Raw genomic sequence first — 13,394 nt, 5'->3', positions numbered from 1 at the left:
CTGGGTTTTTATATGTTATTAAGTTGGAAACAAACTTGCTATTTTCTTTTTTCAAGAAGTTCTTTTACTTGATAGAATACTGGTTTAATAGGTTTGATGAAGTCGCCAATATATTCATAGACATCAGCATTGAAGCCTTCTTTAAAGCGTTGCACACCAAAATCTTCAGCATTTTCACTAAAGTCGCCAGTGATACCATAGAAATTATAGCGATCAATGTTATGTTCTTTAGCGAATTTAATCATTTCCCATTGTAAACGATATGCACCCATATAAGGGTTATATTTTGGATTAGAGCCACTTGATAAATAATACACTTCATGGTCATTATAAATATATATTGCAGCAGCTAAATTCAATACTTGGCCTTCTTGAGCAATTTCATCTTTTGTTTGATTGATTTTTCTTTCATTACTATCATGTTGTTGTTTAACTTGAGTATGTTTCGTTTTGTTTTTCTTAGAATTAGGATTTTCTTGTAACGCTGTTTCTACTTCTTGAAGTTGTTTTGATAATTCTTTATGTTTATCTTCTAGAGTAGTGAGATATTCTTGCAAATCAATATAGGCAAGTTTCAACATAGCTTGATCTTCGTATGTCTTTTGTAGCTCTTCGAAATAAGGTTTTTCACGGAATTTGAAACCGTGTTTTTCTTCTGCCATTCTGAACAAATCAAAGAACGTATCTGTTTCTTCAATAGGTAACGTTCTTACTTTAACACCCATTTCGTAAGTCTTTTTAATATTACGACGTGTTTGATAATCCATTTCTTTCATCAATTGATCTTCAGTTTTATCTTTTAAATCTAATACAGAAAGCCAACGAATTTGACTCATTGAATCATATCCAACAGTATAACCTTGATGTTTATATCCTAGGTCTTCCATTGTTTTAACAAATGCACGGTTATCGTAAGATGTTAAAATTTCACCGTCAGCGTTTCTAACATTTTCAAGAATATATGGGTCTACAAGTACATATAAACAATTATGTTTTTTTAAATATGATGTTAAAGATTTAAAGAAGAAACGAACAAGTGATAAATTTTTGAAGTCCATCACTGGTCCTCGGTGTGTATAAAAATATTTAAAGAATTTTAACGTACGTGCTTCTGTTAAAAGACAAGCAGCGATGACTTCATCTTGATCGTCTTTTACGCCGACAAGATGGACGTCTCCTTTCATCTCACTACGATTATCGTAATGGATACTTGATTGTGTATAATGTGAGAAATGTTCGGCTGTAAATTTACCGAACTCCTCTGATGTTAAGTTAACAAATTTCAATATATATCTTCCCCTCTAGAAATAGAACTATTAAATGAATCGTTAATATTCATATTATCAAATTCCTGCAATCATTACACATCATAACATAAAAAATAGCGTCATACTTTTGTACGATATAACAAATACTAAGTATTTAATTAAATTTAAAAAATCCTTTAAAAACGTTATTTTTACGTTAATTATTACTGTGATGCTATGAATTCTGTGATAAAATTTAAAGTGAAAGATGACACGGATTTAAAATAAGATTTCATATAAAGTGATTCATATTATCGGGAGTGAATATATTGAAGAAGATAGTGGCAGTTATTGCAGTATTGACGCTTGTATTAGTTGGATGTAGTAGCGGTAAGTATACTGACAAAATTGATAAAGCAGTTAAATTACAAGAAAAGAAACAATCAAAAATAGCTAAAAGAGATGCTGGCGACGAAGTTAAACACTTTGATAAAAAGGATGCTAACATTTATGTGTACGATAAAGGAAAATATGTCATTTTGGCTTATAAACCTTTAAACGATGATGAAGAAGTACATTACTACACTTATGAATTTAAAGGCAAGAAAGCTAAATATAAAGAAAATTTCAATTCAAAAGGTTATTACCAACAAAATGATCCTGATTACAAAGAAGAAAATATGCATTAGCTATTAGTTATAAGGAGCAACAATGAAAAAGTTAATAGGAATAATAAGCGCATGTTTAATTGTTGTGTTAATTAGTGGTTGCGGTAAAGAACAAGAAAAAGCACCCGAGGCAACAAAAGATGGCAAACCACTTATCGTCATTTATGGTGACTTTAAATGCCCTTACTGTAAAAAAGTAGAGAAAAATGTCATGCCTAAACTTAAAGACCATTATTTAGACAAAAATAAAGCTAAAATTAAATATGTAAATATGGCATTTTTAGGTAAAGACTCAATTATAGGATCCCGAGCAGGGCATGCTGTCCAACAAATTGCCCCTAAATCTTATTTAGAATTTCAAAAATTAATGTTCGAACACCAAAAAGATGAAAAGAAACAGTGGATTACTGAAAAGGTGGTTGACCAACAAATTAATCATCTTAATATTACCTCAGATCAAAAAGAGAAAATCAAAGAGGAATATAAAACCAAGAATAGTCAATCATGGAAAGCAGCTTTAAAAGATAAAAAAGATACCAAAGAACATCATATTTCTACAGCACCTACAGTATTTATAAAAGGAAAGAAAATTGAAGATCCATATCATTTCAAAGAATATGATAAAGTCTTAAAAGAGAATTGATATTGAACTGCTAACAAAGCTTCTTGCTTTGCTAGCAGTTTTTAATTTCAAAAATAAATTGAGTATTCGAATAAATAAATTTAAATATACATAAAGACATAATAAGTATATAAAAGTATAATCAGGTACTTGTTTTTTAAAGAAAGAAGGTATATAATCATTAATCGTAATAATTACTATTTAGGAGAAGCGATATGAAAAAAAATCTAAGTTTATTAATTCTTATTCCTCTAATGATATTTGCACTAGCAGCCTGCAGCAACGATAGTGTTAACAACAAAGGAGATAAGCTCAAAGTTAGCACGACGGTATATCCACTTAAGTCGTTTACAGAACAAATTGGTGGAAAGCATGTTGATGTAAAATCAATTTATCCAGCAGGTGCTGATTTACATAGTTATGAACCAACACAAAAAGACATGTTGAATGCAGCTAAATCAGATTTATTCATCTATACAGGCGATGATTTAGATCCAGTCGCAAAAAAAGTAGCTTCAACAATCAAAAATGATAATAAAAAATTATCTTTACAAGATAAAATTAGCAAGAACGATTTATTAGCAGATCACCATCATCACGAGGGTGAAGAGGAACATCATGGAGAAGAAGAACACCATCATGGTAAATATGATCCACATATTTGGTTAGATCCAAAAATGGACCAAACATTTGCTAAAGAAATTAAAGACCAACTTGTGAAAAAAGATCCAGATCATAAAGAATATTATGAAAAGAACTATAAGAAATTAAATAAAGATTTAGAGAATATTGATAAAAATATGAAAGATGCTACTAAAGGTAAAAAAGGTAATGCAGTATTTATATCACATGAATCTTTAGGTTACTTATCTAATAGATATGGATTTAAACAAGTAGGTGTACAAAATATGAGTGCTGAAGATCCATCTCAAAAAGATTTAACTAACATAGTAAAAGAAATTAAAAAGAATAAAGTGGAATATATTTTATATGAAGAAAATGTATCAAATAAAATCACTGAAACGATTCGAAAAGAAACTGATGCTAAACCATTGAAATTTAATAATATGGAATCAGTGACAAAAGAACAACAAAATGAAAATGGACTATCTTATCAATCCCTAATGAAAGAAAATATTAAAAATATTAAAAAAGCATTAGATAGTAAGATTAAAGTCAAAGACGATGAGCACGAGCATCATCACTAATAGATTTACCCCTTAAACCTATATTAAGCACTTTAAAAGTTAGCCAAGCATTTAACTTTTGAAGTGCTTTATTAATAAATTCTTTAGTAACCATTTCTATATTTTGCTATGATTAAACTGGTTAAAACATAATGAATTAGGAGATGGACTATGACTATTAACATTGATAAAAATAAAATCATTTTTTCAAGAACATTTAAAGGTACAATACATGAAGTGTTCAATGCCTATACTCAAGAGGATTTATTTAAGCAATGGTTTCACCCTGCAGGCGCTTCAACTGAAGTATTTGAATTTAATGTCGAAGAAGGTGGGCACGCGTTTTTCGCAATTCATACACCTAGCATGACAAGTTACACTTTGTCCGAGTATAAAAAAGTTGAGAAACCGAATTATATAGAGTATTTAGACTTCTTTGCTACACCTGATGGGGAAAAGGATACAAGTATGCCAGGTATGCATATTGTTATCGAATTTAACGAAGAAAAACCCAATCAAACAACAGTAACATCGACGTCAGTCTTCCCAACAGAAGATGCTGCTCAACAAGCGCTTGATATGGGTGTCGAACAAGGTATGAATTCAACATTAGATCAACTAGAAAAATTATTAGAATCATAATTGTTAACGAATTGTACCATTTAGTGTTGGATGAGTGATGTATAATATAGGTATAAACAAATCAAAAGAAGAGGTAGATTTTAAATGAAGAAAAGATATCTTATTGTATTAGTATTATACTCATTAACACATTTAGTCTCAGCTATAACTGTTAGTTCAAAATGTATATCTAATCGTTATTTACGCTTTGTATTAAGAACATTATTAGGATATGGTATTTTTGCTACAGGATTACATTACTTTGCTAAATTAAAAAGAAAAGCAAAATAATGTATTAATTACTAAATATAAGAATATTAGCTACCTACGTCATAGTTGTTGATGTAGGTAGTATTTTTGCTATTTATCAAAATGAAAAGTAGATTGATAATAGTGAAACTTTAATTTTTAGTAGATTTACCTCTATTTTTTATCTTTAATTCCACATATAATAAGTGTGGTTAGAATAAAGAGTGAGATATTTATGGAGGATAGAAATGATAGAAAATCGTAAAAGCACTAAGGATACATATGTGACGAAAGAGATTATAGAAACAATCGTCGGCCAAACACAAATGAAAGAAGTGATGGCTGATAAAACACCTATGAGATATGCTTTAAAATCAATGATGGCTGGTTTTTTGTTAGCCATTGTTACTGTGTTTATGCTTGCCATTAAAACACAATTTGCATCTACACATATTGATGGGTTGATTAATTTATTAGGTGCTATTGCATTTAGTTTAGCCTTAGTATTAATCGTATTGACCAATTCAGAATTACTTACTAGTAACTTTATGTATTTAACTGTAGGTTGGTATTACAAAACGATTCGCTTAAATAAGATGATTTGGATATTTACATTTTGTTTTATTGGCAATATTATTGGGGGCATCATTTTATTTTTCTTAATGAAATATGCACATATTATGACACCAGAAATGACAAGTGCATTAACTGAAACAGTACATAAGAAAACAGAAGCGTCCACATGGTTAACTATTCTAGTTAAAGGTATTTTCTGTAATTTCTTCATTAATATTGGAATATTTGTTTCTATGCAATTTAAAGAAGGATTGGCTAAAGCGTTCTTTATTGCATGTGGCGTTGTTGTTTTTGTATTCATGGGATATGAACACGTTGTTTTCAATGCAGGACTATTTTCAGGGATGTTATTTTTTAATATAGATGCCTTATCAGGTTTAGGTGTTTTGAAAAATATCGTATTTGCTTTAATTGGTAACTATATTGGTGGCGGTATTTTTGTAGGATTAGTCTATGCATATCTAAATGGCCACAGAAATCAATTAAAATAAATTGATAATAAAGCGTAAGCGTTCATAATAAACATTGAACGACTTATGCTTTCTTTTAGAAATTAATGTAAGCTGAATCAAGTTAATTGACTATATACTCATTTCTTTTTACGCTTAAAATCATGAAATGAGAAAAATGGGGACGTGAATAAGATGAGTAATGTCAATATAAGAATTGCAAACGAGAAAGACACTAAGGAAATTCACCAATTAATGTATGAGGCTTTTACACCTTTAAGAGAATTAGGTATAGATTGGCCATCAGTCAATGCTAGCATTGAAATGGTCAAAGATAATATCAAGAATAATACAACCTTCGTATTAGAAATAGATAATACAATTATTTCAACAATTACGGTTCGTTATCCGTGGGGAAGTGTTAGAAGTATTTCTGGCTATCCGTTTGTATGGTGGTTTGCAACTAAACCAGAATATGATGGACTAGGCTATGGAAGTCAGTTGTTGAAATATGTAGAAGAAGATTTTTTAAGAGATACATTAAAAGCAGCAGCGGTGACGTTAGGTACGTCAGCACGTTTGCATCCGTGGCTATTAAGCATTTATGAAAAAAGAGGCTATGAAATTTATGCAAAGCATGAAAATGACGATGGCGATTTAGGTGTTATCATGAGAAAAATTTTAATTCCAGAACGCTTTGAAGAAAAAATATTAGGACAACCGCCATTTTAAAATTCAAAAGCTCGGAACTAATAAGTTCCGAACTGATTTGTCACTAGTTCATGATAAAGTGCTTTAGAATCTTTATTCATTTTGGATTCATAATTTTGAAAACTCTTTTTCCATACAAATGTATAAGACGTTTGATTTTGTGAAAGCCACATCATTCGTATACTATCGTTAAGTAATTTTTCTATTTTACTACCAGAAAATACAAATTGTGTATAGTCATATAAAATGACTTTCAACATTATTTTAGGATGATATGATATGGTTTCACGATGATGTTTGAATTCATCGAATTCATTATGTGGAATAGTTTCAACGATTTTATTAACATGTCGTGACATATCATTTGTGGGGATAAGAACTGAAGTTTCCATTAGTAGTGTAAGTTGAGTCATGTTATGATTTTTATACATAAGGTATCTCGTTAAGTTTGTTTAGTGATGTTTATTAAATTGTACGAAGGGGCCTTATTTTTTAAAATTGTTTTGATGTAAAATTACATATAAATACGATGTATTTTGGCGAGACTCTTGAGGGAACAGGACAAGCTGAAGACTACAGGCTGAAGCTGTCCCCTAAGAAAGCGAGCCGATAATACGAAGTATTATAAATAAAGAAGCCAGTAAATGAGTTTTTTGGATAAACTCATTTACTGGCTATTTTTCTAGGATTTATGTCCTAGTTTCTTTTAATATTTATTTCTTATCTACTTTATAATCAATTAAATAGATTGATTCTGGTGTAACATTAAAGTTTTTAACATTTTTACTTACACCATCAATTTGATCATTATAAGTAATATAACTATTTGGAATATCTTTGTTAGATGTTCTCAAAATGTTATTAGTCATTTGTTCACGTTGAGATTGACTAAATGTTTGATTAAGTTGTTTGATTTGTTGAGTGACTTCTTTATTATCATAGTTTCCTTTATTGTTAGCACCTTTTGGTAAATAAGCAGTGTTAAAGAAGTAACCAGTATCTCCTCTAGGGACAGTTAAATAACTATACATCGATGCATCCCAAGCATTTTTATCTTTCAAGTAACCTTCAATATCATCTACATTTCGAAGTTTTACATCAATATTAGCTTTTTTAGCTTCAGACTGAATGACTTGTCCAATTTTAGGTAATTCTGGTCGACCATCATAAGTTACCATATTTATTTTTAATGGATGAGATTTAGAGTATCCTTCTTTAGCCAATAATTTTTTAGCTTTGTTAATATCTTGAGGTTGAACTTTACCTTCATCAATATTTTTCAACCTACTATTGAAAGGTCCAGATGCCGGTTTAGCATAATTTTTTGAAATAGTTTTCGCTATTTCTTTACGATTGATGACTGAATCAAAGGCCTCACGAACATTTTTATTCATTTTTTTACTGTCATGGTTATAAAGTAATAAATGAGTTCGGAAACCTGAAGTGCTTTGGATATTGGCTTTATTAGATTTCTTTACATCATTGACTTGATCGATTGGTACGTCTGTTGTTAAGTCAGATTTGCCAGATAGTAAGTGACTAACACGAGTGTTACCATCTTCATGATAAGTGACATTAATTTTACTTAATCTAGGGTTACCTTGCCAATAATCTTTGAATTTTGATAGTTCAATTTTTTGTGAACGTTTATAATTGTCAATTTTATAAGGACCTGTACCAACAGGTTGATCAGCGACTTTTTCTTTTGCTTTCGTATCATAAATAGCAGCAAATGGACTAGCAAGTTCTGATTTTAATTCAGGATAAGGTTCTTTTGTTTTGATAGTCACTTTTTGACCTTTAGCAGTAATGTTATCTATTGGTAATGAACCTCTTAATAAATCACTCTTTTCTATACCTTGTTCAAGACTTCGTTTCACTGCATCACCAGTTAATTTATGACCATTTTGGAATTTGATGTTGTCTTTAAGTGTAAGTGTTAATGTGTCATTAGATTTTTGTTTGTATGATTTCACTAACAAAGGTTTCACTTTACCGTCTTTAGACATTTTAAATAAAGATTCTAATGCTCCAACTTTGACAGGTACGTCAGTTTCATAAGGCGCAATAGATGTTGTTTTTAACGGTATCTCAACATTTAAAGTATCCTTTTTAGAAGCGTTATTATTACTACAGCTCGCTAAAATAAAAGATACAATAATAATTAAAAAGGTAAATCTTTTCACGAACATATCTCCTCTCTAATGTGAAAATAGATTAAGTTGTTAATTAAAAATTAGGTGCGAATCATTATGTATATGACTATTCATTTAGAATAGTGATTACTTGTGTAATATATTAACAACCAACTATTCAATTATATATCTTATTTCATGTAAAATAAATCTTTATTCATAGCTTTTTATAAGACCCAAATACCTATATAAATAATACTTGTTATATAAGGGGATTCCCTAATTTTTCCTTAAAATGTGAAAATAATCACAAAAATACATAGAATTAGTTTACAATTCAAGGTGAAAGGATTGGTTTTTATGGTAGGCAATATTTTAGTGGCGCATGGTATGAGAAAAGGAAATCAGAATAAGGCCTTAGCAGAATTTATTGCAACTTTATTGAAAGACGAAGACTACCATTATGAATTAGCATTTTTAGAGAGTGATACACAAAGTTTAGAATTAACGATGGAAAGAATGGTTCATCAAGGTATTAAAGAATTTAGAATTGTACCATTACTTATTTTCAGTGCAATGCACTATATGAGTGATATTCCAGATATTTTAATGAAAATGCAAAATAAGTATCCGAATATCTCTAGTCATATTAGTGAACCGTTAGGAACACATCCATATATGAAAGCATTAGTTGAAAGAAGAATTGATGATGTTAAATTATCCGATGATTCTAACGCAGCGGTTGTTATTATCGCACATGGTAATGGTAGTGGTCGATTTACAAAGGCTCATGATGAACTTATAGACTTTGTAGAAGCAGTTGATTCGAAACAACCTGTGTATGCACGCACATTGTACGGTGCACTAACATTTAGAAATGACTTAGAAGAAATATCAAAACAATATGATGAACTTATTATAGTGCCTTTGTTCTTTTTTGACGGCAGATTAGTCAACAAAGTGAAAGGAGTGATTGATGAGATGCCTATTCACTGCAATCTACACATCACACCTTCAATTAACTTTGATGGTTCACTTAAATTAATTATTAGAGAACGATTCGAAGCATTATATGTATAAGAAAAATCTATGTGCCTAATTATCCAATCCTTTAATAAAAACTATTCACAAGTGATAAAGGGGCATATTTATGGCTAAAAAGAAATTAGTGATGATAGGAAATGGTATGGCAGGTTTGAGAACGATTGAAGAGATTCTTGAAAGAGACGATGAACGTTTTGATATTACTATTATCGGTAAGGAACCATATCCAAACTACAACCGAATAATGTTATCCAATATTTTACAAAATAAAATGTCAGTAGAAGAGACGATAATGAACTCATATGATTGGTATGATGAGCATAATATCCAACTCATTAATAATGACCCAGCTATTAAAATAGATCGTAATAATCAAAAAGTTATGACAGAGAGTGGCATCGAAGTTGATTATGATCAATGTATATTTGCAACTGGATCTAAAGCATTTGTTTTACCAATCCAAGGTTCTGATTTTCCAAGTGTCATTGGATGGAGAACGATTGATGATACTAAACGCATGATGGAAATTGCTAAATCTAAAAAACATGCAATTGTTATTGGTGGGGGCCTTTTAGGTTTAGAATGTGCGAGAGGTTTACTGGACCAAGGTATGGAAGTAACGGTAATTCATTTAGCTGAATGGCTTATGGAAATGCAACTAGACGCGAAAGCTGGACAAATGTTAAAAGCTGACTTAGAAAAGCAAGGAATGAATTTTGAACTACAAGCTAATACAAAAGAAATTTTAGGTGAAGAAGATGTTGAAGCTGTACGTTTAGCTGATGGACGTGTTTTAGAAGCGGATTTAGTCGTTATGGCTGTTGGAATAAGACCATATACTGAATTAGCTAAACAAAGTGATTTAGAAGTAAATAGAGGTATTGTAGTTAATGATATGATGCAAACGAGCGACCCTAATATATATGCTGTAGGAGAATGTGCTGAACACCAAGGTAAAGTTTATGGATTAGTTGCACCATTATATGAACAAGGTAAAGTGCTTGCTGACTATTTAACTGATAATGACACAGAAGGTTACAAAGGTTCAACAACATTTACGTCATTAAAAGTATCTGGTTGTGATTTATACAGCGCCGGTCAAATAGTTGAATCACCTGAAATTAAAGGCATTGAAATTTTTAATAGTGTAGATAATAACTATAAAAAAGTATTTCTAAAAGATGGCGAAGTCGTTGGTGCAGTACTATATGGAAATACAGATGATGGTTCACGATTTTACAATATGATGAAAAAACATGAATCAATTGAAGATTATACATTAGTTTCATTACTAACTAAAGGTGGAGAGGAAGCTAGTAACTCTATAGAAGATATGGCTGATGATGAAACAATATGTGGATGTAATGGTGTAGACAAAGGCACTATTGTCAAAGCTATTAAAGAGAACGGACTAACTTCTGTAGATGAAGTAACTAAAGCAACAAAAGCAGGTAATTCATGTGGTAAATGTAAAGGTCAAATAGGAGAAATCTTACAATATGCTTTAGGTGATGATTTTGTTGCCGCTAAACCTTCAGGAATATGTGCATGTACAGATTTAACACGTGATCAAATTGTAACTCAAATTAGAGCAAAAGGTTTAAAAACATCAAAAGAAGTTAGACATGTCCTTGATTTCAAAGATAAAAATGGATGTCCTAAATGTCGTCCAGCTATTAATTACTATTTGAATATGGTATATCCATATGAACATAAAGATGAAAAAGAATCACGTTTTGCAAATGAAAGATATCATGCAAATATTCAAAATGATGGTACTTTCTCTGTAATACCTCAAATGCGTGGCGGTGTGACAGACGCAGATCAATTAATTAGACTTGGTGAAGTTGCTAAAAAATATGATGTACCTCTTGTAAAAGTAACAGGATCACAACGTGTTGGGTTATATGGATTGAAAAAAGATGAACTCCCACAAGTATGGAAAGATTTAGGTATGCGTTCTGCTTCAGCATATGGTAAAAAAACAAGATCCGTTAAAAGTTGTGTTGGTAAAGAATTTTGTCGCTTTGGAACGCAATATACAACACGATTAGGTATCAGATTAGAGAAAACCTTTGAATATATTGATACACCTCATAAATTTAAAATGGGCGTATCAGGATGTCCTAGAAGTTGTGTAGAATCTGGTGTGAAAGACTTTGGTGTCATTTCTGTTGAAAATGGATACCAATTATATATTGGTGGCAATGGAGGAACTGAAGTAACAAAAGGACAGTTCTTAACTACGGTAGAAACCGAAGATGACGTAATACGTATGTGCGGTGCGTTAATGCAATATTATCGTGAAACTGGTATATATGCTGAAAGAACAGCGCCTTGGTTAGAACGTCTTGGATTTGAAAATGTAAAAGAAGTTTTATTGGACCCTGAACGCCAACAAGCTTTATTCGATAGAGTGATGGATGCTAAACAAGCAATTAAAGAAGAACCATGGCAAGCAATAGCAAATGACAAAGCATCACAAAAAATCTTTGAAGTTGAGAGGGTATAGTTATGAAAAGTATGGAAAAGATTAAAGTTTCTAATTTGAATGAATTAACACCACTCATTGGAAAAAAAGTAATTGTAAAAGATAAAGAAATTGGTTTGTTTTTAACGAATGAAGGTAAAATTTTTGCAGTGAATAATGTATGTCCACATAAACAAGGACCATTATCAGAAGGCACAGTAAGTGGAGATTTTGTTTATTGTCCATTACATAACCAAAAAATAGACTTAACTACTGGTAATGTGCAAGAACCAGATACCGGTTGTGTAGAAACTTATCCTGTGGAAATTATCGATGGAGATATATTCATATGTCTGTAAGTAACTATGGTCAAGTATATTTAGTAGGTGCTGGACCAGGTAATCCTAATTTTCTAACTAAGAAAGCACAACGTCTTATAGAAAATGCAGATATTATTCTATATGACAGATTGGTAAATCCATTAATCTTACAGTATGCTAAACCTGAAATAGAAATTGTAGATGTAGGAAAGAAACCTTATACCAAACATATTCAACAAGATAATATTAATCAACTCATGGTTAAGGCAGCTTCAGAACACAATCATGTTGTAAGGCTTAAGGGCGGAGATCCAGCGATATTTGGACGTTTACATGAAGAAGTTGAGACACTAAGTGATTTAGATATCAATTTTGAAATAGTTCCAGGAGTAACTTCTGCAAGTGCTGCTGCACAATCCATGAATATTGGGTTGACGATGAGAAGTTTAGCGAAAAACGTAACTTTTTCAACAGGTCATTTTAAAGATAATCAAGAAAATCAGTTGGATATTACTCCGCTCCTTAATAAAGGTACATTAGCAATATATATGGGAGTGAAACGACTTCCGAAAATAATAAATCAGATACAACAATTCAGTGATATCAATTTTCCAATCGCTATTATTTTCCGAGCTTCCTTATTTGATGAAAAAGTAATCATTGGAACATTAAGCGATATTCAACAAAAGATAAAATCTCATCAACTTGAAGGTATGCCAGGCGTTTGTATTATTGGAGATATCGTTAACTATGTGGAATCTAAAATTGATAGTAAACCGGATCAACCTTTTTACATTGTCCAAGGGGAAAAAGGAAGAGCAATGGAAAAATGCGAAATATTAAGTGATGAAGGATATGGTTGCATAATTGAAGTGAAAAATAATGACAAATACCATATTTCACAACAACAATTATATGAAAAAATCAAAAATCAATATCATCATCAATTTATTAAAGTCTAGATTCTATATTGTTCCTTTAGGAGCTAGCCCTAAATATGACTAACTCAATAATAAAAAGAGAGTACATTATATCTTTGTCTTAGACTTCAGTATGGCCACCAATAAGAGGTGGTCTTTTTTTATTAAAAAGAAT

General features: G+C 30.9%; 12 protein-coding genes and 2 pseudogenes. 11 read left to right on the top strand and 3 right to left on the bottom strand.

Annotation, left to right across the window (positions count from 1 at the left end; translation table 11 throughout):
- Positions 1-38: 38 nt before the first annotated feature.
- Positions 39-1,286, bottom strand: coding sequence for an aminoacyltransferase (locus Q4528_RS00355; protein WP_046467059.1), 1,248 nt, complete (start codon positions 1,284-1,286; stop codon positions 39-41).
- Between the two features lie 290 nt (positions 1,287-1,576).
- On the opposite strand from Q4528_RS00355, the gene Q4528_RS00350 reads away from it, so the two are divergent.
- The 7 genes and pseudogenes from Q4528_RS00350 to Q4528_RS00320 all read left to right on the top strand — a co-directional run bounded on the left by Q4528_RS00350 (position 1,577) and on the right by Q4528_RS00320 (position 6,351).
- On the top strand, positions 1,577-1,936 hold the full coding sequence (locus Q4528_RS00350) for a DUF4467 domain-containing protein (RefSeq protein WP_046467060.1): 360 nt from the start codon (positions 1,577-1,579) through the stop codon (positions 1,934-1,936).
- Positions 1,937-1,958: 22 nt separating this feature from the next.
- The gene (locus tag Q4528_RS00345) at positions 1,959-2,558 is read left to right on the top strand and encodes a DsbA family protein (protein ID WP_017637723.1); all 600 of its coding nucleotides are present in this window, start codon (positions 1,959-1,961) and stop codon (positions 2,556-2,558) included.
- 194 nt (positions 2,559-2,752) lie between these two features.
- Positions 2,753-3,742: pseudogene (locus Q4528_RS00340) on the top strand (metal ABC transporter solute-binding protein, Zn/Mn family); the annotation flags it as partial.
- Positions 3,743-3,895: 153 nt separating this feature from the next.
- Positions 3,896-4,366: an SRPBCC family protein gene (locus Q4528_RS00335; RefSeq protein WP_046467062.1), complete on the top strand. Its 471-nt coding sequence runs from the start codon at positions 3,896-3,898 to the stop codon at positions 4,364-4,366.
- A gap of 84 nt (positions 4,367-4,450) precedes the next feature.
- Positions 4,451-4,636, top strand: coding sequence for a hypothetical protein (locus tag Q4528_RS00330; RefSeq protein ID WP_017637726.1), 186 nt, complete (start codon positions 4,451-4,453; stop codon positions 4,634-4,636).
- Positions 4,637-4,842: 206 nt separating this feature from the next.
- Entirely contained in the window at positions 4,843-5,661 is an 819-nt protein-coding gene (locus Q4528_RS00325; RefSeq protein ID WP_046467063.1) for a formate/nitrite transporter family protein, read from the top strand.
- 153 nt (positions 5,662-5,814) lie between these two features.
- Positions 5,815-6,351 carry a GNAT family N-acetyltransferase gene (locus Q4528_RS00320; protein ID WP_046467064.1) on the top strand — a complete coding sequence of 179 codons (537 nt, stop codon included), beginning with the start codon at positions 5,815-5,817 and terminating at the stop codon, positions 6,349-6,351.
- 32 nt (positions 6,352-6,383) lie between these two features.
- Here Q4528_RS00320 and Q4528_RS00315 read toward each other — a convergent pair.
- Positions 6,384-6,761, bottom strand: a pseudogene (locus Q4528_RS00315) (transposase); the annotation flags it as partial.
- A 282-nt stretch (positions 6,762-7,043) separates the two neighbouring features.
- Positions 7,044-8,522 carry a nickel ABC transporter substrate-binding protein gene (gene nikA / locus Q4528_RS00310; protein ID WP_272900874.1) on the bottom strand — a complete coding sequence of 493 codons (1,479 nt, stop codon included), beginning with the start codon at positions 8,520-8,522 and terminating at the stop codon, positions 7,044-7,046.
- A gap of 303 nt (positions 8,523-8,825) precedes the next feature.
- Between nikA and Q4528_RS00305 the strand changes: the two genes are divergently transcribed.
- From Q4528_RS00305 to cobA, 4 genes are all read left to right on the top strand, one after another.
- Positions 8,826-9,545 (top strand): sirohydrochlorin chelatase, encoded by a 720-nt coding sequence (locus tag Q4528_RS00305; protein ID WP_072291824.1) that lies wholly within the window; start codon positions 8,826-8,828, stop codon positions 9,543-9,545.
- Between the two features lie 70 nt (positions 9,546-9,615).
- Positions 9,616-12,021: a nitrite reductase large subunit NirB gene (nirB, locus tag Q4528_RS00300; protein ID WP_017637732.1), complete on the top strand. Its 2,406-nt coding sequence runs from the start codon at positions 9,616-9,618 to the stop codon at positions 12,019-12,021.
- 2 nt (positions 12,022-12,023) lie between these two features.
- Positions 12,024-12,338: a nitrite reductase small subunit NirD gene (gene nirD, locus Q4528_RS00295; protein ID WP_046467068.1), complete on the top strand. Its 315-nt coding sequence runs from the start codon at positions 12,024-12,026 to the stop codon at positions 12,336-12,338.
- Positions 12,329-13,261, top strand: a complete 933-nt coding sequence (gene cobA, locus Q4528_RS00290) for a uroporphyrinogen-III C-methyltransferase (RefSeq protein WP_046467069.1) — start codon at positions 12,329-12,331, stop codon at positions 13,259-13,261. Before nirD ends, cobA begins: the two co-directional genes overlap by 10 nt.
- Positions 13,262-13,394 lie beyond the last annotated feature (133 nt).

The organism is Staphylococcus pasteuri, assembly GCF_030547725.1.
GTDB lineage: Bacteria > Bacillota > Bacilli > Staphylococcales > Staphylococcaceae > Staphylococcus > Staphylococcus pasteuri.
Note: the sequence above shows the minus strand (reverse complement) of the source record. Positions and strands in the feature narration are given on the sequence as shown.